Origin of the sequence: Limnohabitans sp. G3-2 (assembly GCF_002778275.1) — a bacterium.
Taxonomy (GTDB): Bacteria; Pseudomonadota; Gammaproteobacteria; order Burkholderiales; family Burkholderiaceae_C; genus Limnohabitans_A.
In genome coordinates, this window is the sequence record NZ_NESG01000003.1 from 147,077 (window position 1) to 170,765 (window position 23,689).

Sequence of the window (23,689 nt, forward strand, 5' to 3'; positions counted from 1 at the left end):
CTGTCATCACACCTTCACAATTCCGTCACATAATCTGGCCTTTATCTGTCAACGCTGGTCCCACTGCATGCAAACCAAGTCTCTTTACGCCGCCATCGACCTGGGGTCGAACAGTTTCCGGCTGGAGATAGGTCAGATGGATGCCGGTCAATTGCGGCGGGTGGAATACATCAAAGAAACCGTGCGGCAGGGCAATGGCTTGGATGCAGAGCGCAACCTGACCGAAGACGCCATGACGCGGGGCTGGGAGTGTTTGGCCCGCTTTGGCGAGCGGATTTCCGGGTTCAAACCCAACCAGGTGCGCGCAGTGGCCACCCAAACACTGCGCGAAGCACGCAACCGCGACGAGTTTTTGGCCAAGGCCAAACGCATGCTGGGCTTTCCCATCGAGGTGATTGCCGGACGCGAAGAAGCACGACTGATTTATTTGGGCGTCTCGCACTTGTTGCCTCAGTCCAATGAGCGTCGCTTGGTGGTGGACATTGGCGGTCGGTCGACCGAAATGATTTTGGGCCAGCATGAACACGCGACCACCTTGGAGTCTTACAGGGTGGGCAGCGTGGGGTGGTCCATGAAGTATTTCCAGGATGGTTTGTGGACAAGCGCCGCTTTCAAAGCCGCTGAGATTGCGGCCAAAGCGGTGTTGGACGAAGCCCAGTTGTTGTTCAACCGCCAGCATTGGGACAAGTGCTACGGCTCCTCTGGCACCGCAGGGGCCGTGTCCGATGTGTTGACCGCTGCAGGCTGGCAGGAAGGTTTGATCACACGGGAGGGTTTGGCCTGGCTGAAAGACCGTTTGCTCAAAGCACAAAAGCCCGACAACCTGCGCCTCGATGGCGTCAAAGAAGACCGCAAACCCGTCATTGGCGGTGGTTTGGCCGTTTTGCAAGCGGTGTTTGACTTGCTGCAAATTGACGAGATGCACGTGGCACAAGGTGCGCTTCGCCACGGCGCCTTGTTTGACCTGATTGACCGCGAAGGCATGCACGATGTGCGCTCGTCCATGGTGGACGCTTTGGCGCAGCGCTTTGGCACAGACAAGTTGCAGGCTGAGCGCGTTTCGCGAACCGCCCAACACCTGCTGCAAACGCTGATTCCAGAAACCACGGTCACCCCCGCTGCAGAGCGTCAGCGGTATATGCAAAAGCTCCATTGGGCTTGCCAATTGCACGAAATTGGCATGCGCATATCGCACAGCGATTACCACAAGCACGGTGCCTACATTTTGGACAACACCGACTTGCAAGGTTTCACCATGGACGAATTGCACCGCCTGAGCCAATTGGTCTTGGGGCACCGTGGCAAGCTGCGCAAACTGGAGTCCGAACTCGAGGACGCCAGCTTTGTGCTGCAACTCATGGCGCTGCGCATCGCGGTCATTTTGTGCCATGCCCGCCGCGATCCAGACCTGTCAGGCCTGAGCATGGCGTGCGATCAGCATCGACGCACCACGCATTTGACCCTCCAGTCGGACTGGGCCGAACTGTGGCCGCAATCGGCGCACCTGCTGCGTGAAGAGAAAAATGCCTGGTTCAAAACCGACTGGGGCTTGCAGGTTCAAACGGATTGAAGGTCTGCGCGGCGGCGCCTGCGAAGGCTTGGTGGGTACTGGGGCACGGGGCACTTGCCAAAAATGGTACAACTGTATAAACTGTATGCACCGTTAATTTCGAGAGTTTTTTGATGAACACCCCTACCCCCGCCAAAGCCAAGGTCGCCACAACAACCCAAAAAGCAGCCCCACGCCAAGCCGCACCGCTCAAAGCCGCGAGCCCAGCCACGCCCAGCAAGGCCGTGCGCAAAGCTGCTCCCAAAGCTGCTCCCAAAGCTGCTCCCAAAGCTGCTCCCAAAGCTGCTCCCAAAGCAGCAGCACCCGCCAAAACCACTCAAGCGGCCACAGCACCTGCCACTGCGCCAGTCAAAGCAAAAACGGCTGCACCCAAGCCCTCCGCCAGCCCAGCCAAGCCTTTGAAAGACAAAAAAGTCAAAGTGGTGCGCGACAGTTTCACCATCCCCAAAAGTGAACTTCTGCAAATCGGAGAGTCCAAAAAGCGTGCGCTGACCTTGGGCGTGGAGATCAAGAAGAGCGAATTGATCCGCGCAGGCTTGCAAGCGCTGACCAGCATGAACGATGCCGCCTTCAAGAAAGCGCTGGCCAGCGTGCCCACCATCAAGACAGGGCGTCCTGCCAAGTCCTGATACTCAGAGGCGATCGGAGCAGAGCACGGCCTGCAGCAATGTTTGGCCTTGCCCTTCCCGGTTTCGTCTGCGCACCCACCACACAGCCCCCTTGCGGATGCTGCAAGCGGGCTCTGACATGCCCAGCAGTTGGGCCATCACCGCCCCCAATGTGGGTTGATGGCCCACCACCAACACGGGGTATTTGGCATCCGGCCAACCGGCTGTTTCCAACACATCGGCCACCGAAGCGCCGGGTGACAAAGCATCGCGCACTTTGTATTTGCGCCCCAATACCCGCACTGTTTGTTCGGCCCGCACCGCGGGACTGCTGAGCACGCGCGTGCCTTGCGGCAATTGGCTTTCCAGCCACACCGCCATGCGCTCAGCTTGCTTTTTGCCGCGCGGGGTCAAGACCCTGTTCATGTCATCCTCGCCGGGTTCCGCCTCGAAGGCTTCGGCATGTCGCCAAACAATCAGGTCCATGGTCTTCAGTCCTTGAGGGGGGCTGCACTGTAGCGTTGCATCAAAGCGTTTTGTGCGCCATGGCCCGGACCGGTCAAATCCACGCGGTGGTACTGGCCGTCAGAGGCCAAGTCCCAAGCGTCACGGCGGTCGTGCAGGTAGGCGATCAAACATTCGTCGATGATGCGCTGGCGCAGGGCAGGGTCATTCACCGGCCACGCCAACTCGATCCTGCGCGTCATGTTGCGGCTCATCCAGTCGGCACTCGACAGGTAGAGCGATTCAGTTTGCCCCGCGCAAAAATAGAACACACGGGAGTGCTCTAAAAAGCGGCCGATGACCGAGCGCACGCGGATGTTCTCACTCAAGCCCGCCACACGGGCAGGCAGCATGCAAGCACCCCGCACAATCAAATCGATCTTGGCGCCTTGTTGGCCTGCCTTCAAAAGCGCTTCAATCAAAGGCACGTCGGTCAAGGCATTCATCTTGATGACGATCCGACCGAGCAAGCCACGCGAGGCGGCATCACCCGCCGCTGCAATGCGCTCAACCATGTCCGCGTGCAAATGGAATGGGGCCACCAGCAGGCGTTTCATTTTGGGCAAGCGGCTTTGGCTGGCCAAGTGGCTGAACAACTGGTCCATATCGGCCGTGATCAAGGGATCGGCCGTGAGGTAGCTGATGTCGGTGTACAGCGAAGCCGTGCGGCGGTTGTAGTTGCCGGTTGACAAATGGCCGTACCGCTTGAGGGCGCGGCCCTCGCGACGGGTGATCAACAGCATCTTGGCGTGGGTTTTGAGGCCCACAATCCCATACACCACCTGCACGCCAATCGATTCGAGCTTCTCTGCCCAATTGATGTTGGCCTCTTCGTCAAATCGGGCTTTGAGCTCCACCACAGCGGTGACTTCTTTGCCTCGGCGCACCGCTTCTCGGAGCAAATCCATCATGGTCGGATCACTGCCTGCACGGTAAATGGTTTGCTTGATGGCCAAGACGTTGGGGTCCATGACGGCTTCACGCAAAAAGGCCAGCACACCATCGAAGGTCTCAAAGGGCTGGTGAATCATCACATCGCCCGCTTTGAGGCGCGTGAAAATTGAACCGTGCTGCGGCAGCTGTGCCGGGAAGCTGGCTTTGTAGGGCGGAAAGAGCAACTCGGGGGCGTTGACCAAATCAATCAGCTGCATCAACCGGACAAGATTGACGGGGCCGTTGACCTTGAACACTGACGATTCGGGCAGTTGGAATTCTTTGCGCAAAAATTCGGCCAATTTGGGCGCGCAGTTGGCCGAGACTTCCAAGCGAACCGCTTGACCGTAATTGCGGTGCTCCAAGCCTTGACGCAAAGCCATGCGCAAGTTGGCGATCTCGTCTTCGTCGACCGCCAAATCTGAATTGCGTGTGACCCGGAATTGAGAAAACTGACCCACTTCTCGCCCAGGGAACAACTCAGCGAGGTGGGCCCGAATGACACTGGAGAGCAGGACAAAAGCAGTTGTGCCATCGCAGACGCGTGCAGGCAATGGGATCAAGCGAGGCAAGACGCGAGGGACTTTGACAATGGCAATTTCGTTCGAGCGGCCAAAAGCGTCTTTGCCCGACAACTGCACAATGAAGTTCAAGGACTTGTTGGCCACCTGAGGAAAGGGGTGCGCAGGGTCCAGACCCACAGGCACCAGCAAGGGCTGGACCTCGCGCTGAAAGTAACTGCGGACCCATTGGCGCTGGGCAGCGCTGCGCTCGTTGTGCGACAGGATTCGGTAACCATTGCGCTGCAAGGTGGGCAGCAGTTCGTCGTTGTACAAGGCGTACTGCCGCGCAATCATGGCACTGGTTTTGTCTGCCAACGCAGACAAAGAAGCTTGGGTGTACGGGCCCGATTTGATGCCCTGCAAACTGCCCATCACATGGGGCTCTGCCCGCACTTCAAAAAACTCGTCCAAATTGGAGGACACAATGCACAAATAGCGCAAACGCTCGAGGACAGGCACTTCCGGACGGTGCGCCCAATCCAGCACACGTTCGTTGAATGCCAAGATGCTCAGATCCCGATCCAGCAGTGCGGCGTGGTTGTTTTCGGAGTTTGTCACGTGTGTTGAATGAGGCATGGCTCAGTATGAATGAATTTGAAAATCATTCTAAGAAAGCGTCATGTCAATTTGATGACAAATTTGTGAATCAGCGCCCTGTCTGATTTGTCGAAATGGGAACCAGGTTTTTCACAAAGAGTTCGACCGTCTTGGGCCAACCAAACGCTTCGGCTCTTTGCCTGGCTTCAGACCGGCTCACCGCTTGACACCCCTCCACGGCCGCCCTCAGGTCTTCAGAGAGCACACCGCCCTGCACTTGGCCCTCAGACCCCCCCAAGACCTGCAGGGGACCATCGACCGGGTAGGCGGCCACCGGCGTGCCACACGCCATGGCTTCGAGCATGACCAAACCAAACGTTTCGTTGCGCGATGGAAACACGAACACATCGGCAGCCGCGTAGACCTTGGCCAACTTGTGACGAGGCAGCACACCCATCCACAACACCTTGGGGTAACGCGATTTGAGTTGCTCTTCCAAAGGCCCCACACCACAAACAATCTGGGTGCCGGGCAACTTCAGGTCCAAATAGGCATCGATGTTTTTTTCGTAAGACACACGGCCCACATACAGGGCGTAAGGCCGCGCATGGCCTTTCAGTTCCGGGATGTCCAAGGGTTGCGCGTGGTGTTCGAACAAACCCAGGTCGACGCCGTGCGTCCATGGCTTGAGAGCTTGAAAGCCTCGACTTTTCAGCATGTCGAGCACACCGTGTGTCGGCACCATCACCCCTGAGGACGGTCGATGGAAGTGTCGAAACAAGCCATACCCCACAAACAAGGGGACGCGAAGTGCGGCTTTCAAGATTTCAGGAAACTTGGTGTGAAAAGCCGTGGTGAATTTCCAACCCCTTTTCAGGCAATGCTTGCGGGCGGCCCAACCCAAGGGGCCTTCGGTGGCAATGTGGACCGCCTCCGGCTGCAAGGCATCGAGCATGGCTGCCAAGGCTTTGTAAGGGCGAACCGCCAGGTCTATGCCCGCATAGCCGGGGCATGGACGGTTTTTGAATTGCCCGGGATGCAACACACTGACCTGCACACCCATCGGGCCCAAAGCCTCCACCAGTTCATGCAGCGTGGTCACCACGCCATTGATCTGCGGGTGCCAAGCGTCGGTGATCAGGGCCAACTTCATGCCGCCACCGCCTCCACGGCAGGCGCGCGGTTCACGACCACCGCCTGTGCGCCCCAATAGACGATTTCCAGACGGCCATCCATGTGTTCAACCAAAGCGGTTCGACTTTCGACCCAATCGCCATCGTTGCAATACAAGGTGCCGTTCACATCCCTGATTTCAGCATGGTGAATGTGTCCGCAGACCACGCCATCAAAGCCCCGGCGTTTGGCCTCTTGGGCCACGGCCACCTCAAAGTCGCTGATGAAATTCACCGCTTTTTTGACTTTCAACTTGAGGTAGGCCGACAAAGACCAGTATTCGAGCCCGATGCGCGCCCTGAAACTGTTCAGGTGCCGATTGAGCCGCAAGGTCAACTCGTACAACCAATCGCCCACATAGGCCAACCACTTGGCGCACTGGATCACGCCATCAAAGTGGTCGCCATGCACCACCCAGAGTTTCATGCCCGTGGCGGTGATGTGGGTGGTGTCATGCTCGACCTCCACGCCTCCGAAAGCATGGCCGACAAAGTGCCGGGCAAACTCATCGTGGTTGCCCGGGACATAAATCACACGGCAACCTTTGCGGGCGCGGCGCAACAATTTTTGCACCACATCGTTGTGGCTTTGCGGCCAAAACCAACGCCTGCGCAGCTGCCAGCCGTCCACGATGTCGCCCACCAAATACAGCACATCGCTCGGGTGGTGCTTCAAAAAATCCAGCAAAGCCTCGGCCTGAAACCCGGGCGTGCCGATGTGCAGGTCTGAAATAAAAATGGCACGCAGCCTGGGCTGGCCAGGCGGCACATCGTCATCGTCGTGCGATGCGGGCTCCTGCCCGCTGGACAAAGATGCACCCAAAAATGCCTCGGGCAAACTGGCCAAAGGCGTTTTCAGCAGCATCTGCTGGGGTAAGGGGCTGAGCGAGGCCATCAGGGCATGTCCGGGAAAAAATGCTTGCGGTAACGCGCGGGCAAATCTGCGGTTCTCATCATCATCGGCAAGTCGGCCGTGTTGAAGTCGGGATCCCAAGCGGGTGCACCCAGGACTTTGGCACCCAGTTTCAAATAGCCGCGAATCAGCGCGGGTGGGGCGATGGGCAGCTTGTGGTCCAAGGCCTCCACCGGCAGCGGCAAGCGGGGGCGCACATGGTATTGGATGTCTGCCAAATGGGTCTGGCGCAGTTGGTGCCAGATGCTGGCCGCCACGTCGCCACTGACGACACCGTTGTGCAGCATGGGAATGCTCGCGCAACCCATCATGGTGTCCAAACGGTTGCGGTCCATGAACTCGAACAAAGCACCCCAAAGGGCCATGACCACACCCCCGTGGCGGTGATCCCTGTGCACACAGCTTCGGCCCAACTCGACCATGCGCTTGCGCATGTCGCGCAAGCGTGTCAAGTCAAACTCTGTATCGCTGTAGGTGCTGCCCACCCGCTTGGCCTGGGCTGGGGTGAGCACGCGGTAGGTCCCGATCACTTGGCCCGTCTGCGCTTGCTTGACGAGCAAATGCTCACAGTAGTCGTCGAACAAGTCCACGTCATGACCTGGCACCAGGGTGGACAAACGGGCACCCATTTCGGTACCGAACACTTCAAAGCGGAGTTTTTGTGCTTCGCGAACTTCGTCTTGGTGACGGGCCCAGGTCACGACCAGGGCTTTTTTGTCGGGTCGCGCCGAAAATTCAACGCCCGGGCTGAGCTGCCCGGATGAACCCATGGGCTGGGGCGCACTGGCTGGCGCAGATACGAATACAGGATGGGTCAACTCTTTCACGCTCGGGCCTCCTTGGAATCCATGCGCTGATGGTCCCCAAAGGCAGTGACATGAAAAAGTCTTTTTCGTTAAATTTCCGTGACGGTGAAAAAGGCGAGAAGGCTTTCCACAGGCATCAAAGCATCATGCTCAACTGGAACACCGAGTTGGGCGCTTTGGGCATGACCGGTGCAGGCAGCGGTTTCAAGCGGAACTGGCCGAGCATGGAGGACACGCGGGCGTCGCGGGGCATGAAGGGGATGGCCACATCGTCCAAAGTTTGGGAAGCCAGTGCCTGTTGCAGGTGGCGCTGAATGTCGGCCTCCAGGGCTTTCATCGGATGGGTGTCGTCGGGGTACACCTCATCAAAACTGTGCAGCACTTCAAAGTGTTTGACCACATCCCACAGTGTGATGTCTTCAGGGTTGCCGCGAATTTGGTAGCCGCCCCCAGGTCCACGGTGAGCCCGAATCAAACCGGCTTCGCGCAACTCTTTCAGGATGGACTCGGTGTAAGAAGAGGACAAACCCAGACCCGAGGCAATTTCCTCGGTGGTCACCGGCTCCACCGCCGAACGCGAAGTGATGAAAACCGCAATGTCGACGGCTTTGGCTGTTTTCTTCAAGATCATGGGGTGCTCCTCTGTTGTGTGGCCATTGTATAACTTCACGCATTTAAATCCACTCAAAATGTAATTTATTTGAATTTTTTCTGAATTTAATCTAAAATATCTACTCAATACATAAACAAAACTCCCACATGCTCGCCACTCCTCCCGCGCTTTACCGCATTGGTGCGGTCTCCAAGATCAGCGGTGTCCCTGTTCCCACGCTGCGCATTTGGCAGACACGTTACAAGGCCTTCTCCCCCGCTACGTCGCAGGGACAACACCGGCTCTACAACGACGAGGATCTGCACAAGGCGGCTTTGTTGAAGACACTGACCGGGCAGGGCCACGGCATTCGCTTGATCGCGGGCTTGGACAACGCTCAACTGCAACAACTGTTGCAAACCAGCGCCGACCTGGGCCGCACGGCGCAACACCGCAGCACGCCCGCCCAAGCCATGCCCGCACCTTCGACCCTCGCATGGGGCGTGGTGGGTCTTGCACTGGCCGAACGGCTCCAATCTGCGCAATTCCAAACGCACAGAACTGGTCAAGCGCTCCCCATCCAGCAGATCGGGGCCAATCTGGAGGAGGCCAGCCAATGGCGCTTGGAGGCCCCTCTGGATGTGTTGATGGTGTCGGTCAACAGCTTGAACGATCAGGCTGCCCAAAAACTGGTGGCGCTCGCTGAACGACTCGGCGTCAGGCGCACGGTGGTGCTTTACGGTTTTGGTCAGAAGAATGCCCTGGCCTATTTGTCCAACGCTTCGTGCCTGGTCCACCGCAACACCTTGGACGATGCGACTTTGGCAGAGATTGTCCAAAGCGCTCGGCCTGCGCCTGTCGCGCACGTGCGTGCATGGGGGGACAACAACCAGCCCATTCCAGCGCGGCAATTTTCAGATGCGGTTTTGCAAAGGGTGGCAAACATCCCCAGCCAAGTGCTGTGCGAATGCCCACGCCATGTGGCGGAACTCATCGGTCAACTCGGGCGGTTTGAAGACTACAGCCGCGAGTGCCTGAACCAAAGCCCCAAAGACAAGGACTTGCACGCTCAGTTGAACACCATGGCGGCCACGGCCAGGGCGCTCTTCGAAGACGCTTTGCGCATGGTGGCGACACACGAAGGTATTTCTCTGCAAGACCTGCCTTGAAAGAGGCGCGTCACAGCCCGCCATGAAACGCCACGTTGCCGCCACCCTTTTGAGCATTTCGGGCCTGTTGGTCTTGGACAGCCACATCCACTGGGTGCCACATGACCACGGCACTTTGCTGGAGGTCAGTGGCCGGGTGGTGGATGCCCGGGGATGGGCGTCCGAGCAATGGCGCCGTTGGCGCACCCCATGTCCAAGGCCTGAAAGAAATGAAGCGCCAGACCCTGCCATGGGCGAGTTGCTGAGAACCATCCAACAACACAGTCTGCCCGACTCGCTGGAGGCACAACTTGTGCAAGTGCAAACGCAAGGCGACTGGGCCATGGCCGAGGTGACTTTCAAAACCCTGAACCCCAGCATCGTGGTGCTGCGCCAGTCGGCGGGCGCATGGCGCATTCAGGACCGCGCCGTTTGGAGCGGCTCTACCGCGCCTTGGCATGCGGCTGACTTCGTGCGCCGTTACTTGCGGCAGCAAGCGCCTGATGTGCCCGAAACCCTGTTGGCTTGCTTTGCGATCGACCAGAGCCGCTACGGCCAAGGGCCCGGTGGCTTGGGCCCGGTGGATGTGACCAGGACAGACCGTCCATGACGTACCGGCTTGTTTGGTTCAAACGCGACTTGCGCGTGCATGACCACGCGGCACTGGCGCATGCGGCGGCAGGTGGACCCGTGCTGGCCCTCTACATCGTCGAGCCCGGTCTTTGGGCGCAGCCCGATGCGGCCTTGCAACACTTTGAGTTTGTGCGCGAATCTCTGACCGAGCTGGACCGTGCGCTTCAAGCGCTGGGCGGCGGCTTGCAAGTGCGTGTGGGGCCTGCGGTGCAGGTGCTGGCCGCCCTGCACACGCAAGCGCCGTTCACAGAATTGGTGGCACACGAAGAAATCGGCAACGCCTTCACCTACGCGCGCGATCTGCAAGTGGCCGCGTGGTGCCGCAGTGCGGGTGTGGGTTGGACCGAGTTGCCGCAGTTCGGCGTGGTGCGGCGCTTGAAAAGCCGCAGCACCTGGCAAGCCCGCTGGGAGGCGCACATGGCGGCACCGCAAGCGTTTGTGCCTGCGGTGCAATTTTTCAATCCCCCCCTCAGCCAAGGGCCCGAGCGCATGACGCCGCCGCCCGGCCTGCAGCACAACCCGCCTGAGCGTCAACGGGGTGGGCGCAGCCAGGCGCTCGAGACCTTGCACAGTTTTTTGGATGCGCGGGCGCTGGGTTACCGGGGCGGCATCTCGTCGCCACTGTCATCGCCCACGGCGTGTTCTCGCTTGTCGGCTTACCTGGCTTATGGCTGCATCAGCCTGCGCGAAGTGGTGCAAAGCACACGCGCTGCGCTCGATGCCCTGCCCCCACAAGCCAGCAGGCACCGCGCCGGACTCATCGGCTTCATCAGCCGTTTGTATTGGCATTGCCATTTCATCCAGAAGCTCGAAAGCGAGCCCGAAATCGAGTGGCGCAACATGCACCGGGGTTACGACGGCTTGCGCGAAGACGGCTGGAACGATGCCCACTTTGCGGCCCTGACCTCGGCCCGCACCGGCTGGCCCATGGTGGATGCTTGCGTGGTCATGCTCTACCAAACCGGGTGGCTGAACTTCCGCATGCGTGCCATGCTGGTGTCGGTGGCGGCTTACCCGCTGTGGCTGGACTGGCGGCCGGTGGGCCAGTGGCTGGCCACGCAGTTTCTGGACTACGAGCCCGGCATCCACTGGAGCCAGCTGCAAATGCAGTCGGGCACCACCGGCATCAACACCACACGGGTGTACAACCCCATCAAGCAAGCGCAAGACCACGACCCCAAAGGCATTTTTGTGCGCCGCTGGCTGCCCCACATGCGCCGCGTGCCCGACACCTGGCTGTTTGAGCCTTGGCGCATGCCGCCTGAGGTGCAACGCCACTGTGGCCTGACCGTGGGCAGTGGGCCAGACGATGACATTCCCCTGCCGGTGGTGGATTTGGCAGAGGCCACGCGCAACTCCAAAGCCGCGCTGCACGAGCGCCGGGCCGAACCCGGTGTGAAGGCAGGCAAAAAAGCCATCGTCGAGAAACACGCTTCGCGCCAACATGGCAACGGCGCACAACGTGACGTGTTCATCCGCGACCCGGACAACCCCAAGACCGGCCGCCGAAAGTCGGCCATGTCCTCTTCAGACAAGACCCCAGCCAGCAATCAGCTGGGCTTTGATTTTTAAAAATCATGCGCACCACCCTCTACTGGTTCCGAAACGACTTGCGCTTGCATGACCAACGCGCCCTCCAGCAAGCCATTGCGCACGCCCAGGCCCATGGCCAAGCCCTGCTGCTGGTGTACGTGCACGAACCCGTGCAAGACGAGCCCACTGCCTGGGGCTTTCGCCGCATGGGCGCGCACCGCAGGCGCTTTCTGGCCGACACGCTGCAAGACCTGCAAACTTCATTGCTGGGCCTGGGCCAGCGCCTGGTGCTGCTGCACGGTCACGTGGCCGAGGTGTTGCCCACCTGCGCACGCGCAGTGCAAGCCGACACCGTGTTTTGCGAAGACATCCCAGCGCCCGAAGAGCAAGCCCAGGTGCAGGCCCTGATCGGTGCGGGCCTCAGCGTCCAAAGTCTGTGTCAGTCCAGCCTGATCGAACCGGGCGCCCTGCCCTTTGCGGCCGCAGACATGCCGCAAGTCTTCACCGAGTTTCGCCAGCGCATCGAATCCAAGGGGCTCAAACCCTTGACGCCGCTGCCCGCGCCCACCCAGCTGCCTGCGCCGCCGATCGACAGCTTGACCGCTTTGCCTGGCTGGACAGACAGCCCATTCACCCTGCTGCAAGCCCACACCGGTGACGACGCACATGGGCGTTCGAATTTTCCGTACACGCAAGCACCATGCCGTGGTGGCGAGACCCGCGCTTTGGCCCACCTGCACAACTACCTGACGCCGCCTTGGCCCGACCGCTACAAACAAACCCGCAACGCCCTGCAAGGCCAGCACACCAGCAGTCACTGGTCGCCCTGGCTGGCCACGGGTGCGGTGTCGGCCCGCCGCATTTGGGCCGAGCTCCAGGCCTACGAACACACACACGGCAGCAACGACGGCACGTATTGGCTGTGGTTTGAGCTGCTGTGGCGCGACAACTTCCGCATGCTGCATTGGCAACACGGCCCCCAACTCTATGCGGCGCGGGGTCTGTCCAACTTGCCCCAGCCCTCGCACTTCCCCAAGGACTTTGCACGCTGGTGCAGCGGCCAAACCGGCGAGCCCATCGTGGACGCCGGCATGCGCGAGCTGGCCGCCACCGGCTTCACCTCCAACCGCATGCGACAAATCGTGGCCAGCTTTTTGGTGCACGACTTGTCTTGCGACTGGCGCGCGGGAGCCGCCTGGTTTGAGTCGCAACTGGTGGACTTTGACGTGTGCAGCAACCAAGGGAACTGGCTGTATGTCAGCGGCCGGGGCACCGACCCAAGGGCCGGACGACGCTTCAACCCCAGCAAACAAACCCAGGACCACGACGCACAAGGGCGCTATCGGCAAGTCTGGCTGGCCTGATAATCGTGCGCATGTATGCCATCCAATCTTGGGGAGACACCCTGCGCCTGCTGGTCGAGCTGTCGGCCACTGCAGCATTTGCACTTTCAGGTCTGATGGAAGCGGCTCGCAAGCAACTCGATGCGGTGGGCGTTTGCGTCGTGGCTTTCCTGGCCGCATTTGGCGGTGGCACGCTGCGCGACCTGCTGCTCGACCAACGCCCCTTTTTTTGGGTGCAACACACCGAAATGCTTTGGGGTGTCTTCGCGCTTTGTGTGGTGGCCATGCTGTTCATGCGCCAGCGGCATTTTGAAGTGACCGAAAAAGCCATCCTCTGGCCCGATGCTGTGGGCCTGGGTTTGTTCACGGCCACCGGGGTGCACCACGCTCTGCAAGCGCTCATGCCACCGGTGGTGGCCGTGCTCATGGGCCTGATCACCGGCGTGTTTGGCGGTGTGCTGCGCGACATGGTGTGCAACGAAATCCCCACCGCTTTCAAAGACCACCGGCCCTACGCGGTCTGTGCCTTTGCGGGAGGGTGGACCTATGTGGGCTTGTGGTTCACCGACGCCCCGGGCTGGGTGGCTTTGCTGGCTTGCCTGCTGGTCACCGTCGGTTTGCGCGCCCTGGCGCTTTGGCGCAATTGGCAACTGCCCGCTTGGCGCACCTGAACCCTTTGAACTCCCAAGACATGCCCAACAACACCAGCGCTTTTTGGGGTGGCATTTTCTTTTCATTGGCCGCCGGCATGATGTGGGGCCTGGTGTTTGTCGGCCCGCTGATGCTGCCCGAATACCCCGCCGCGCTGCACACCTTTGGCCGCTACCTGGCCTTTGGCCTGATCGCCTTGCCCTTGGCCTTTGTCGACCGCGCTGAGGTCCGTCGGCTCACGCGGGCGGACTGGTTGGCCGCGCTCAAACTGGCCGCCATCGGCAATGTGCTCTATTACCTGTTTCTGGCCAGCGCCATCCAGCGTGCGGGCGGCGCATTGCCCACCATGATCATCGGCACGCTGCCCGTGGTGATCGCCGTCTCGGCCAACCTGCTCAACCACCAGCGCGACGGGCGTTTTCCGTGGCCGAAACTCGCCCCGCCCTTGGCCCTCATCTTGGCGGGGATCGCTTGCGTCAACCACGTGGAGTGGAGCGCGCTGCTAGAAAACCCAGCCGCGGACACCACGCGTTACATCACGGGCGCCGCGCTGGCGGTGGGTGCGGTGGTCTGCTGGACCTGGTACCCCCTGAAAAACGCCGACTGGCTGCGCGGCCACCCTGACCGCCATCCCCGCGTTTGGGCCACGGCACAAGGCATCGCCACGCTGCCCCTGGCTTTGTTGGGTTATGCCGCCTTCTGGCTGTGGAGTAACGCCACGAACAACCCGCTGCCCATGCCCTTGGGGCCGCGCCCGCTTGAATTCATCGGCCTCATGGTGGCCATTGGCCTGTTCGCCTCCTGGCTGGGCACCCTGTGCTGGAACGCCGCCAGCCAACGCTTGCCCACCGCCCTGGCAGGTCAGTTGATCGTGTTCGAAACGCTGGCTGCGCTGGCTTACGCCTTTTGGCTGCGCGGCCAGTGGCCAGAGCCTCTCACGCTGGCGGGCATTGCGCTGCTGGTGGCGGGGGTGATGGGTGGAGTCAGGGTCAAGGCGGTGTGATGCGCGTTCAATGCTGTGGCCGCAGAGCCACGGCGCCTTGCCGACAGGCCCGGCCCGCCTGAGCCTCAATACACCGGCTGATGCTGCTTCAAGCTGGCCATCACATCGGCGGTCAGCACAAAACCCGCGCCATATTTCTCGGCCAATTCAGCGCAGCGTTTGGCAAAAGCATCCAGCCCTTGGCCATAGATGAACTGCAACGCCCCACCCGTCCAAGCCGGAAAGCCGATGCCGAAGATGGAGCCGATGTTGCCGTCGTGCACCGAAGTCAGCACGCCTTCTTGCAGGCAGCGGGCGGTTTCCACGGCTTGGCGGTACAGCAGGCGGTCTTTGATGTCTTGCAGATTGAAAGCCACATCCGCTTTTTCAAAACGGGTTTTGAGTTCGGGCCACAGCACTTTTTTATGGCCTGCGGGGTAGTCGTAAAAACCACCGCCTGCGGCGCGGCCGGGGCGCTTGAGTTCTTTGACCATGCGCTCGACCAGCAACTCGCCGGGGGTGGCGGTGTGGGTTTTGCCTTCTTTGGCCAAATCTTCACGGGTCTGGTCCAGCACATGCACCGACAGCGACAGCGCTGTTTCGTCCAGCACGGCCAAAGGGCCCACAGGCATGCCCACTTGCATGGCCAGGTTCTCGATCACGGGGGCGGGGATGCCCTCGCCCAGCATGGCCGCGCCTTCCATGACAAAAGTGCCGAAGGTGCGGCTGGTGTAAAAGCCGCGCGAATCGTTCACCACAATCGGCAGCTTGCCCAGCGCCTGCACATAGTCGAAAGCCCGGGCAATGGTCTCGTCGTCGGTCTGCGCGCCGCGGATGATCTCCACCAGCTGCATCTTGTCCACCGGGCTGAAGAAGTGGATACCCACGAATTTCTCGGGCTTAACGCTGGCCGTGGCCAAGCCGCTGATGGGCAGCGTGGAGGTGTTGCTGGCAAATAAACCGCCCTCAAGCAGCATGGGCTCGGCCTCTTGCGTGACGCGGGCTTTGAGCTCGCGGTTTTCAAACACGGCTTCGATGATCAGGTCGCAGCCCTTCAGATCTGCAGCGCTGGCCGTGGGCTGGATGAGTGACAACAAGGCCGCTTGTTTGTCTGCGGCCATGCGGCCTTTGTCCACCCGTTTTTGCGTGAGCTTGTGGCTGTAGGCCTTGCCTTTTTCGGCGGCTTCCACACTCACATCTTTGAGCACCGTGGCGATGCCCCGGCTCGCTTGCGAATACGCGATGCCCGAGCCCATCATGCCCGCGCCCAAGATGCCCACTTTTTGCGGCTTGTAGCGGGGTGCAGCTTTGGGGCGGCTTTGACCGCCCTTGATGCTGTTCATGTTGAAGAAGAAGGTGTTGATCATGTTGCGCGCCACCTGGCTGGTCATGAGACCCGCCAGGTAACGGCTTTCGATGCGCATGGCGGTGTCAAAGTCCACCATCGCGCCTTCCACCATGGCGGCCAGCGCCGCTTCGGGCGCGGGGTACAGGCCGCGTGTTTTTTGCTTGAGCACAGCCGGGGCCACGCTCAGCATGCCTGCGATTTTGGGGTTGCTCGGCGTGCCGCCGGGCATTTTGTAGTCCTTGCGGTCCCACAGGTGTTGGGCGGCTTCGGGCTGGCCTTGGGCTGCCGAAATGTGCGCCAAAGCGCGGGGGCGCAGCTGCTCGTCGTTGGCCACGATCTCGTGCACCAGACCGAGCTTTTGCGCTTCTTCGGGGCCAAAGAGTTTGCTCTCCAGCACATAAGGCTGCGCGGCCAGCAGGCCCAGTTGGCGCGTCATCTTGGTGATGCCGCCGCCGCCAGGAATCAAACCCAACGTGACTTCGGGCAGGCCAAATTGGGTTTTGGGGTTGGCCGTGGCGATGCGGTGGTGGCCGATCAGCGCCACCTCCCACCCGCCGCCCAGCGCCGTGCCGTTGAGGCAGCTGACCACGGGCACGCCCAGCGTCTCGATGGTGCGAAACGCTTTCTTGATGCCTTCGATCTCGACAAAGACACGCGGGCCGTCCGAGGCTTGCGAGCGCATCACGCCCTTGAGGTCGGCCCCTGCAAAAAAGGTGGACTTGGCCGAGGCCAGGATGACGCCCTTGATCTGGGCTTTGTCTTGTAGGACTTGCTCGGCCGCCTGGGTCAGATCGGCCTGCCATTGCAGGCACATGGTGTTGACCGGCGAGCCTTGCTCGTCAAAGGTGATGGTGGCGATGCCGTCGGCCAGTTCATAGCGCAGTGTTTTCAAAATGATGGTGCTCATGGTGCTCTTTCCCCGGTCAAACGCGTTCAACGATGGTGGCAATGCCCATGCCGCCGCCCACACACAAAGTGGCCAAGCCGTAACGCAGCTGTCTGCGGTGCAGCTCGTCAATCAAGGTGCCCAAAATCATCGCGCCCGTGGCTCCCAGCGGGTGGCCCATGGCGATCGCGCCACCGTTGACGTTGACCTTGTCGTGCGGCACATGCATCTCTTGCATGAACTTCATGGGCACGGCGGCAAAGGCTTCGTTCACTTCAAACAAATCGATCTGATCGATCGTCAAACCCGCCTTGGCCAGCGCCTTGCGTGCGGCCGGCATGGGGCCCGTCAGCATGATGGTCGGGTCGGCCCCTGACAATGCCACCGACACAATGCGGGCGCGAGGCGTGAGGCCGTGTGTTTTGCCTGCGGCCTCGGAGCCGATCAGCACCGCCGCTGCACCGTCCACGATGCCGGACGAGTTGCCCGCGTGGTGCACATGGTGGATGCGCTCGACCTGCGGGTAGCGCTGCAAGGCCACGGCGTCAAAGCCCATGGCGCCCAGTTGTTCAAACGACGCTTTGAGGCCGCCCAGTGTTTCCACCGTGGTGCCGGGCTTGATGAATTCGTCTTGCGCCAAGATCACTTGGCCCAGCTTGTCTTTCACCGGCACGACCGAACGATCGAAGTAGCCGGCCGCACGCGCTGCTGTGGCGCGCTTTTGCGACTCGACCGCAAAGGCATCGACATCGTGGCGGCTGAAGCCACTCATGGTGGCGATCAGGTCAGCGCCAATGCCTTGCGGTACAAAGAGTGTCGCGCTGTTGGTTTCGGGGTCTTGCGCCCAGGCGCCGCCGTCCGAGCCGATCGGCACGCGGCTCATGCTCTCGAGGCCACCGGCCACCACCAGGTCTTCCCAGCCGCTGCGCACTTTCATGGCGGCCATGTTGACGGCCTCAAGGCCCGAGGCGCAAAAGCGGTTGAGCTGCACACCCGAGCAACGCCAGTCCCAGCCCGCCGCCAGCGCCGCCACTTTGGGGATGACCGAGCCTTGCTCGCCAATGGGCGAGACCACGCCCATGACCACGTCGTCCACGGCCGAGGTGTCGAGCTGGTTGCGGCTTTGCAGCTCGCGCAAAAGCCCTGAGAGCAGGCTGATCGGTTTGACCTCGTGCAGGCTGCCGTCTTTTTTGCCTTTGCCACGCGGGGTGCGCAGGGCGTCATAAACAAATGCTTCGCTCATGAATGTCTCCTGGGGGTCATCAAGGGGTTTGCCCTGTGTTGTGGGGTTCTGCATTCAGTATAGACTTTTACCAAGCAAACGCTTTGTATAAATCAAACTTTCAGTCCAACAGGTGACAGCCATGATCGAACGCACCCTCTTTACCGCCGACCACGAAGCCTTCCGCGACAGCTTTCGCCGCTTCATGGACAAAGAAATCGCCCCCCACCACGAGGCCTGGGAAGAGCAAGGCTACGTGGACCGCGCTGTTTGGAACAAGGCCGGGGAGAACGGCTTTTTGTGCATGACCTTGCCCGAGGCCTATGGCGGCTCGGATGCGGACAAGCTGTATTCGGTGGTGCAGATGGAGGAACTCGCACGCGCCGGTTTTTCCGGCATTGGCTACGGCTTGCACAGCGAGATCGTCGCCCCCTACATCCTGCACTACGGCACCGAGGCGCAAAAGCAAAAGTACCTGCCCAAGCTGGCCAGCGGCGAGATGGTGAGCGCGATTGCCATGAGCGAACCCGCAGCGGGCTCGGACCTCCAGGGCGTGAAAACCACCGCCATATGGCAAGCAGGCCCCTCCGGTAGCGAAGCCGACGGCCACTATGTGATCAACGGTAGCAAGACCTTCATCACCAACGGCTGGCACGCCGATTTGGTGATCCTGGTGGCCAAGACCGACCCGGCCGCCGGGGCCAAGGGCACCAGCCTGTTCCTCATCGAGCGCGGCATGCCCGGCTTTGAAAAAGGCAAGCGCTTGAAGAAGCTGGGCCTCAAAGCGCAAGACACCTCAGAGCTGTTTTTTGACAACGTCAAGGTCAGCGCCGACCAGCTGCTGGGCGGCACCGCCATGCAAGGCAAGGGCTTCATTTGCCTGATGGAGCAACTGCCTTGGGAACGCCTGCAAATCGCCATTGGCGGCATTGCGGCGGCGCAAGCGGCCATCGACTGGACGGTGCAGTACGTGAAGGACCGCAAGGTGTTTGGCCAGGCCGTGGGCAACTACCAAAACACCCGCTACACCCTGGCCGAATTGCAAACCGAGGTGCAGGTGGCGCGTGTGTTTGTGGACAAGTGCTCTGAACTGTTGCTGAAAGACCAACTCGACACCGCCACCGCCAGCATGGCCAAGTACTGGTGCTCGGACCTGCAATGCAAGGTGATGGACGAGTGCGTGCAGCTGCATGGCGGCTACGGCTACATGTGGGAATACCCCATCACCCGCGCCTATGCCGACGCCCGCGTGCAACGCATTTATGGCGGCACCAACGAGATCATGAAAGAAGTGATTTCGCGCAGCATGGGTTTGGCGGGGCGCTGAATGACAGCCTTTTCTTCCGCCTTGTGGGCGCGACGCCCGCGTCGTGATGGTTCAGTCCGATGACCGAGCTGGCCGAACCCAAACGCGCACGCGGTCGCCCCAAGAAAACAGAAGGCGAGCGCGACGATGGCAACCGACGCCAGGCGCTGATCTCGGCGGCAGCCCAGTTGTTCAAGCGCCAAGGTTACGACGCCACCAGCACACGCGAAATCGCCACACAAGTGGGCATGCAGTCGGGCTCGCCCTTCTACCACTTTGGCAACAAACAAGACCTTTTGTTGGCCGTGATGGTCGAGGGCATGCAGCAAGCCATTGCGCGGCAACAAGCGGCCTGCACACACACCACCGCCGACAGCGCCCGCGCGCGCTTGCGCCAACTCATCCGCCACCACTTCGATGTGCTGCTGGGCCCCGACAGTGACTTTATTCCGGTGATGCTTTACGAGTGGCGCTCGCTCGCACCCGCGCAACGCCAAGCCATCACCGAACTCAAAGACGACTACGAGGCCGCCTGGATGCCCGTGCTGCAAGACCTGCATGACACGGGCCAACTGCAAGCGCCGGTGGGCCTGGCGCGCTTGATGATTTTTGGCGCCCTCAACTGGTCGGTGCAGTGGTACGAACCTGCCCGCAAAAACAACACTGCCAAACGCGCCTCACTCGACGAGCTGACCGAGACCGCCTTGCAACTTTTTTTAAAAGACAGCCCATGAGCACAACGCCTGCCAACACTTACCAATCGGTTTTCACGCCCGGCTTGCTGGCGGGGCAAGTGATGCTGGTCACCGGCGGCGGCTCGGGCATTGGCCGCTGCACCGCGCACGAGCTGGCCAGCCTGGGCGCACACCTCGTGCTGGTGGGCCGCAACCCCGAAAAGCTCGCCAACACCACACAAGAGATCGTGGGTGACGGCGGCCAAGCGAGCTGGCACAGCTGCGACATTCGGCGCGAGGACGATGTGAAAGCCATGGTGGCGCAGGTGGTGCAGCAGCACGGCCGCATCCACGGCCTGGTCAACAACGCGGGCGGGCAATACATCTCGCCCCTGGCCAAGACCAGCGCCAAAGGCTGGCAAGCGGTCATCGACACCAACCTCACCGGTGGCTTTTTGGTGGCGCGCGAGTGCTTCAACCAAAGCATGCAGCAGCATGGTGGCGCGGTGGTCAACATCGTGGCCGACATGTGGGGCTCCATGCCCGGCATGGGCCACAGTGGGGCGGCGCGGGCGGGCATGGTCAGCTTCACCGAAACGGCGGCGCTCGAATGGGCGGCGCAAGGCGTGCGTGTGAATGCCGTGGCCCCGGGCTACATCGCCAGCAGCGGCATGGACCACTACCCGCCCGAGGCCGGAGACATGCTGCGCGCCATGCGCGCCACCGTCCCGCAAGGCCGCTTTGGCACCGAAGCCGAAACCTCAGCCGCGATCGTGTTTTTGCTCTCACCCGCCGCCAGCTTCATCAGCGGCACCGTGCTGCGTGTGGACGGTGCGCGTCCGCAAATGCGCATGGGCTGGCAACAAGCCGTGGCCCAAGCCGATGTGCAAACACGCGACGCCGTCAAAGCCTTTGACGGTTTTCACCGCGCCGTGACCCCCAAGGTTTTCCAATGACTTTTGAATCCACCTGGAACCCGCACAGCCCTGTGGCGCAGCAGCGGCGCGAAGCCGCACTGGCCCGCCTGGCGCAGTGGCATGCCCTGCAAGAGCGTGCAGCGCTTGCCTCGGCCCAGTCCAAACCCGTGTTCGACAAACGCGGCCAGTTGCTGCCGCGCGAACGCGTGGCCTTGCTGCTCGACCCCGGTGCGCCCTTCTTGCCGCTGTGTGCGCTAGCAGGCTTCATGCAGGACACCCCCGACCCGGCCAAATCGGTGCCCGGTGGCGGGATGATCGCGGGCATGGGGTTCATCAACGGCGTGCGCTGCATGGTGGTGGCCAGTGACTCGGGCATCGAGGCTGGGGCCATTCAGGCGCGGGGCCTGGAGAAGATTTTGCGGGTGCAAGAGTTGGCCCTCGAAAACAAACTGCCTTTTGTGCACCTGGTCGAAAGCGCCGGGGCCAATTTGATGCAGTACAAGGTCGAAGGTTTTGTGCTGGGCGGCAGCCTGTTTCGCAACTTGGCGCGCCTGTCGGCGGCGGGCCTGCCGGTGCTCACGGTGCAGCACGGCTCGGGCACCGCAGGCGGGGCTTACATGCCGGGGCTGTCAGACACGGTGATCATGGTGCGCGGCAGGTCGCGTGCCTTTCTGGCCGGGCCACCTTTGCTCAAGGCCGCCACCGGTGAAGTGGCCACCGAAGAAGAATTGGGCGGGGCAGAAATGCACACCAGCGTCTCGGGCCTGGGCGAATACCTGTGCGAAGACGACCGCCACGCGCTGGGCACAGCCCGCGATGTGGTGGCACGCTGGAACTGGCCTGCGCACGCAACACAAAGACAAGCCAAGCCCCCGCGCTGGGATGCCGAAGAACTGCTGGGCCTGATGCCCGCGCACCACCGCGAACCCATCGACATGCGCGAAGTCATCTTGCGTCTGGTGGACGATTCGGATTTTCTGGAATTCAAAGCGCTGTTCGGCGCGGCCACGGTGTGTGCGCAAGCCCGCATCGGCGGGCATGCGGTGGGCATCATCAGCAACAACGGGCCGATTGACGTGGCCGGTGCCAACAAGGCCACGCACTTCATCCAGTGGATGTGTCAGCTGGGCCACCCCATCATTTACTTGCAAAACACCACCGGCTACATGGTGGGCAAAGACAGCGAGCAAGGCGGCATGATCAAACACGGCTCCAAGATGATCCAGGCCGTGACCAGTGCCACGGTGCCGCAAATCACCATCCAGTGCGGTGCATCGTTTGGTGCGGGCAATTACGGCATGTGCGGGCGGGGTTATGCCCCGCGTTTCTTGTTCAGCTGGCCGGGAGCCAAGACAGCGGTGATGGGCGGCGAGCAAGCCGCCCGCACCATGCAGATCGTGGCCGAAGCGGGCATGGCCCGCAAAGGCATCACGCCCGACCCCGAAAAAATGCAGGCCCAGTTCGACAAGATCGTGGCCTTGTTTGAGGCCCAAGCCGATGCCTTCTACACCAGCGGCCTGGTGCTGGACGACGGCGTGATCGACCCGCGTGACACCCGCAGCGTGCTCAGCTTTTGCCTGGACACCTGTTTTGAAGCCGCTGCCCGCCAGCCCCGCGCCACCTCATTTGGCGTGGCCCGCATGTAACACCACCCACGGAGACACACCATGCAATACACCCACGAGCACCGCGAGATCCAGAACACGCTCAAGCGCTTCATCGAGGCGGAGATCAACCCCCATGTGGACGAGTGGGAAGCGGCCGAAATTTTTCCGGCGCACGAGGTCTTCAAAAAGATGGGCAACTTGGGTCTGCTCGGCCTGACCAAGCCCGAGGCCTATGGGGGGGCAGGCCTCGATTATTCCTACAGCATGGCCATGGCCGAGGCGCTGGGCCACATCGACTGCGGCGGCATTCCCATGGCCATTGGCGTGCAAACCGACATGGCCACGCCAGCGCTGGCGCGTTTTGGCAGCGATGAGCTGCGCGCCCAATTTCTGGCCCCAGCCATTGCGGGCGACATGGTCGGCTGCATTGGCGTGAGCGAGCCCGGTGCGGGCAGCGATGTGGCGGGCATCAAAACCGTGGCCCGCAAGGACGGTGACGACTACGTGATCAGTGGTCAAAAGATGTGGATCACCAACAGCCTGCAGGCCGACTGGATGTGCATGCTGGTCAACACGGGGGAAGGTCCGATCCATAAAAACAAAAGCCTGGTCATGGTGCCCATGCGCGAAAACGGCAAGCTGCTGCCCGGCATCGAAGTGGGCAAGAAGATCAAAAAAATCGGCATGAACAGCAGCGATACCGGCTTGATTTACTTTGACGAAGTGCGTGTGCCCCAGCGCTACCGCATCGGGGCCGAAGGCCAAGGCTTCATCTACCAGATGCAACAGTTTCAAGAGGAACGCCTGTGGTGCGCGGCCAGCACGCTGCAGTCACTGAGCAACTGCATCCAGTGGACCGTGGACTGGGCGCAAGAGCGCAAGCTGTTTGGCAGCACATTGGCCGACCAGCAATGGGTGCAGTTCAAGCTGGCCGAGCTCAAAGCCGATGTGGAATGCCTGCGCGCCCTGACCTACCAGGCCTGCGAACACTACATCGCAGGCGAAGACGTGACCGAATGGGCCACCATGGCCAAACTCAAGGCCGGTCGCCTGAACCGCACCGTGCCCGACACCTGCCTGCAGTTTTGGGGCGGCATGGGCTTCACTTGGGAGAACAAGGTCTCGCGCATGTACCGCGACGGGCGTCTGGCCTCGATTGGCGGCGGCGCGGACGAGGTGATGCTTGGCATCTTGTCCAAGATGATGGGCATTGCCAAACGGCCCCAAAAATGAGCACGCCC

Annotated in this window: 21 protein-coding genes; 13 read left to right on the forward strand and 8 right to left on the reverse strand. The window is 61.1% G+C overall.

Annotated elements, in window-relative coordinates; all coding sequences use genetic code 11:
- Positions 1-67 precede the first annotated feature (67 nt).
- Both ppx and B9Z31_RS05165 read left to right on the forward strand, forming a co-directional pair.
- Positions 68-1,570, forward strand: a complete 1,503-nt coding sequence (ppx, locus tag B9Z31_RS05160; protein WP_100118501.1) for an exopolyphosphatase — start codon at positions 68-70, stop codon at positions 1,568-1,570.
- Between the two features lie 113 nt (positions 1,571-1,683).
- A complete protein-coding gene (locus B9Z31_RS05165) occupies positions 1,684-2,199 on the forward strand; it encodes a hypothetical protein (protein WP_233200758.1) in 516 nt (171 codons plus the stop codon).
- Positions 2,200-2,202: 3 nt separating this feature from the next.
- On the opposite strand, the gene B9Z31_RS05170 is transcribed toward B9Z31_RS05165, so the two are convergent.
- From B9Z31_RS05170 to B9Z31_RS05195, 6 genes are all read right to left on the reverse strand, one after another.
- Complete coding sequence (locus tag B9Z31_RS05170; RefSeq protein ID WP_100118502.1) at positions 2,203-2,664, reverse strand: histidine phosphatase family protein; 462 nt, start codon at positions 2,662-2,664, stop codon at positions 2,203-2,205.
- Positions 2,665-2,669: 5 nt separating this feature from the next.
- Entirely contained in the window at positions 2,670-4,754 is a 2,085-nt protein-coding gene (gene ppk1 / locus B9Z31_RS05175) for a polyphosphate kinase 1 (protein WP_100118503.1), read from the reverse strand.
- A gap of 70 nt (positions 4,755-4,824) precedes the next feature.
- Complete coding sequence (locus B9Z31_RS05180) at positions 4,825-5,868, reverse strand: glycosyltransferase family 1 protein (protein WP_100118504.1); 1,044 nt, start codon at positions 5,866-5,868, stop codon at positions 4,825-4,827.
- Positions 5,865-6,782, reverse strand: a complete 918-nt coding sequence (locus B9Z31_RS05185) for a UDP-2,3-diacylglucosamine diphosphatase (RefSeq protein WP_233200760.1) — start codon at positions 6,780-6,782, stop codon at positions 5,865-5,867. Before B9Z31_RS05185 ends, B9Z31_RS05180 begins: the two co-directional genes overlap by 4 nt.
- Positions 6,782-7,570: a GNAT family N-acyltransferase gene (locus B9Z31_RS05190; RefSeq protein WP_100118505.1), complete on the reverse strand. Its 789-nt coding sequence runs from the start codon at positions 7,568-7,570 to the stop codon at positions 6,782-6,784. Before B9Z31_RS05190 ends, B9Z31_RS05185 begins: the two co-directional genes overlap by 1 nt.
- A 172-nt stretch (positions 7,571-7,742) precedes the next feature.
- Entirely contained in the window at positions 7,743-8,237 is a 495-nt protein-coding gene (locus tag B9Z31_RS05195; protein WP_100118746.1) for an Rrf2 family transcriptional regulator, read from the reverse strand.
- Positions 8,238-8,365: 128 nt separating this feature from the next.
- On the opposite strand from B9Z31_RS05195, the gene B9Z31_RS05200 reads away from it, so the two are divergent.
- The 6 genes from B9Z31_RS05200 to B9Z31_RS05225 are packed head-to-tail and all read left to right on the forward strand — an operon-like array spanning position 8,366 to position 14,509.
- Entirely contained in the window at positions 8,366-9,367 is a 1,002-nt protein-coding gene (locus tag B9Z31_RS05200) for a MerR family transcriptional regulator (protein WP_100118506.1), read from the forward strand.
- 22 nt (positions 9,368-9,389) lie between these two features.
- A complete protein-coding gene (locus B9Z31_RS05205; RefSeq protein ID WP_100118507.1) occupies positions 9,390-9,956 on the forward strand; it encodes a hypothetical protein in 567 nt (188 codons plus the stop codon).
- The gene (locus tag B9Z31_RS05210; protein WP_100118508.1) at positions 9,953-11,551 is read left to right on the forward strand and encodes a cryptochrome/deoxyribodipyrimidine photo-lyase family protein; all 1,599 of its coding nucleotides are present in this window, start codon (positions 9,953-9,955) and stop codon (positions 11,549-11,551) included. Before B9Z31_RS05205 ends, B9Z31_RS05210 begins: the two co-directional genes overlap by 4 nt.
- 5 nt (positions 11,552-11,556) lie before the next feature.
- Positions 11,557-12,876 (forward strand): DASH family cryptochrome, encoded by a 1,320-nt coding sequence (locus B9Z31_RS05215; protein WP_100118509.1) that lies wholly within the window; start codon positions 11,557-11,559, stop codon positions 12,874-12,876.
- 11 nt (positions 12,877-12,887) lie between these two features.
- A complete protein-coding gene (locus tag B9Z31_RS05220) occupies positions 12,888-13,526 on the forward strand; it encodes a trimeric intracellular cation channel family protein (protein WP_100118510.1) in 639 nt (212 codons plus the stop codon).
- Positions 13,527-13,546: 20 nt separating this feature from the next.
- Complete coding sequence (locus B9Z31_RS05225; protein ID WP_100118747.1) at positions 13,547-14,509, forward strand: DMT family transporter; 963 nt, start codon at positions 13,547-13,549, stop codon at positions 14,507-14,509.
- Between the two features lie 65 nt (positions 14,510-14,574).
- Here the strand turns inward: B9Z31_RS05225 and B9Z31_RS05230 are convergent, their stop codons facing one another.
- Both B9Z31_RS05230 and B9Z31_RS05235 read right to left on the reverse strand, forming a co-directional pair.
- On the reverse strand, positions 14,575-16,728 hold the full coding sequence (locus tag B9Z31_RS05230) for a 3-hydroxyacyl-CoA dehydrogenase NAD-binding domain-containing protein (protein WP_100118748.1): 2,154 nt from the start codon (positions 16,726-16,728) through the stop codon (positions 14,575-14,577).
- Positions 16,729-16,759: 31 nt separating this feature from the next.
- A complete protein-coding gene (locus tag B9Z31_RS05235) occupies positions 16,760-17,965 on the reverse strand; it encodes an acetyl-CoA C-acetyltransferase (RefSeq protein ID WP_100118511.1) in 1,206 nt (401 codons plus the stop codon).
- A 121-nt stretch (positions 17,966-18,086) separates the two neighbouring features.
- On the opposite strand from B9Z31_RS05235, the gene B9Z31_RS05240 reads away from it, so the two are divergent.
- The 5 genes from B9Z31_RS05240 to B9Z31_RS05260 are packed head-to-tail and all read left to right on the forward strand — an operon-like array spanning position 18,087 to position 23,681.
- The gene (locus tag B9Z31_RS05240; protein ID WP_100118512.1) at positions 18,087-19,271 is read left to right on the forward strand and encodes an acyl-CoA dehydrogenase family protein; all 1,185 of its coding nucleotides are present in this window, start codon (positions 18,087-18,089) and stop codon (positions 19,269-19,271) included.
- A 59-nt stretch (positions 19,272-19,330) separates the two neighbouring features.
- Positions 19,331-19,984, forward strand: coding sequence for a TetR/AcrR family transcriptional regulator (locus B9Z31_RS05245; RefSeq protein WP_100118513.1), 654 nt, complete (start codon positions 19,331-19,333; stop codon positions 19,982-19,984).
- Entirely contained in the window at positions 19,981-20,880 is a 900-nt protein-coding gene (locus B9Z31_RS05250; RefSeq protein ID WP_100118514.1) for an SDR family oxidoreductase, read from the forward strand. The genes B9Z31_RS05245 and B9Z31_RS05250 overlap by 4 nt, the downstream gene beginning before the upstream one ends.
- Entirely contained in the window at positions 20,877-22,487 is a 1,611-nt protein-coding gene (locus B9Z31_RS05255; protein WP_100118515.1) for an acyl-CoA carboxylase subunit beta, read from the forward strand. Before B9Z31_RS05250 ends, B9Z31_RS05255 begins: the two co-directional genes overlap by 4 nt.
- 21 nt (positions 22,488-22,508) lie before the next feature.
- Positions 22,509-23,681, forward strand: a complete 1,173-nt coding sequence (locus tag B9Z31_RS05260; protein ID WP_100118516.1) for an acyl-CoA dehydrogenase family protein — start codon at positions 22,509-22,511, stop codon at positions 23,679-23,681.
- The last annotated feature ends 8 nt before the right edge of the window (positions 23,682-23,689 follow it).

Bases quoted from the DNA above. Each gene is read 5' to 3' on its own strand.
- ppx (WP_100118501.1), top strand. From the start codon at position 68: ATGCAAACCAAGTCTCTTTACGCCGCCATCGACCTGGGGTCGAACAGT.
- B9Z31_RS05165 (WP_233200758.1), top strand. From the start codon at position 1,684: ATGAACACCCCTACCCCCGCCAAAGCCAAGGTCGCCACAACAACCCAA.
- B9Z31_RS05170 (WP_100118502.1), bottom strand. From the start codon at position 2,664: ATGGACCTGATTGTTTGGCGACATGCCGAAGCCTTCGAGGCGGAACCC.
- ppk1 (WP_100118503.1), bottom strand. From the start codon at position 4,754: ATGCCTCATTCAACACACGTGACAAACTCCGAAAACAACCACGCCGCA.
- B9Z31_RS05180 (WP_100118504.1), bottom strand. From the start codon at position 5,868: ATGAAGTTGGCCCTGATCACCGACGCTTGGCACCCGCAGATCAATGGC.
- B9Z31_RS05185 (WP_233200760.1), bottom strand. From the start codon at position 6,782: ATGGCCTCGCTCAGCCCCTTACCCCAGCAGATGCTGCTGAAAACGCCT.
- B9Z31_RS05190 (WP_100118505.1), bottom strand. From the start codon at position 7,570: ATGGGTTCATCCGGGCAGCTCAGCCCGGGCGTTGAATTTTCGGCGCGA.
- B9Z31_RS05195 (WP_100118746.1), bottom strand. From the start codon at position 8,237: ATGATCTTGAAGAAAACAGCCAAAGCCGTCGACATTGCGGTTTTCATC.
- B9Z31_RS05200 (WP_100118506.1), top strand. From the start codon at position 8,366: ATGCTCGCCACTCCTCCCGCGCTTTACCGCATTGGTGCGGTCTCCAAG.
- B9Z31_RS05205 (WP_100118507.1), top strand. From the start codon at position 9,390: ATGAAACGCCACGTTGCCGCCACCCTTTTGAGCATTTCGGGCCTGTTG.
- B9Z31_RS05210 (WP_100118508.1), top strand. From the start codon at position 9,953: ATGACGTACCGGCTTGTTTGGTTCAAACGCGACTTGCGCGTGCATGAC.
- B9Z31_RS05215 (WP_100118509.1), top strand. From the start codon at position 11,557: ATGCGCACCACCCTCTACTGGTTCCGAAACGACTTGCGCTTGCATGAC.
- B9Z31_RS05220 (WP_100118510.1), top strand. From the start codon at position 12,888: ATGTATGCCATCCAATCTTGGGGAGACACCCTGCGCCTGCTGGTCGAG.
- B9Z31_RS05225 (WP_100118747.1), top strand. From the start codon at position 13,547: ATGCCCAACAACACCAGCGCTTTTTGGGGTGGCATTTTCTTTTCATTG.
- B9Z31_RS05235 (WP_100118511.1), bottom strand. From the start codon at position 17,965: ATGAGCGAAGCATTTGTTTATGACGCCCTGCGCACCCCGCGTGGCAAA.
- B9Z31_RS05240 (WP_100118512.1), top strand. From the start codon at position 18,087: ATGATCGAACGCACCCTCTTTACCGCCGACCACGAAGCCTTCCGCGAC.
- B9Z31_RS05245 (WP_100118513.1), top strand. From the start codon at position 19,331: ATGACCGAGCTGGCCGAACCCAAACGCGCACGCGGTCGCCCCAAGAAA.
- B9Z31_RS05250 (WP_100118514.1), top strand. From the start codon at position 19,981: ATGAGCACAACGCCTGCCAACACTTACCAATCGGTTTTCACGCCCGGC.
- B9Z31_RS05255 (WP_100118515.1), top strand. From the start codon at position 20,877: ATGACTTTTGAATCCACCTGGAACCCGCACAGCCCTGTGGCGCAGCAG.
- B9Z31_RS05260 (WP_100118516.1), top strand. From the start codon at position 22,509: ATGCAATACACCCACGAGCACCGCGAGATCCAGAACACGCTCAAGCGC.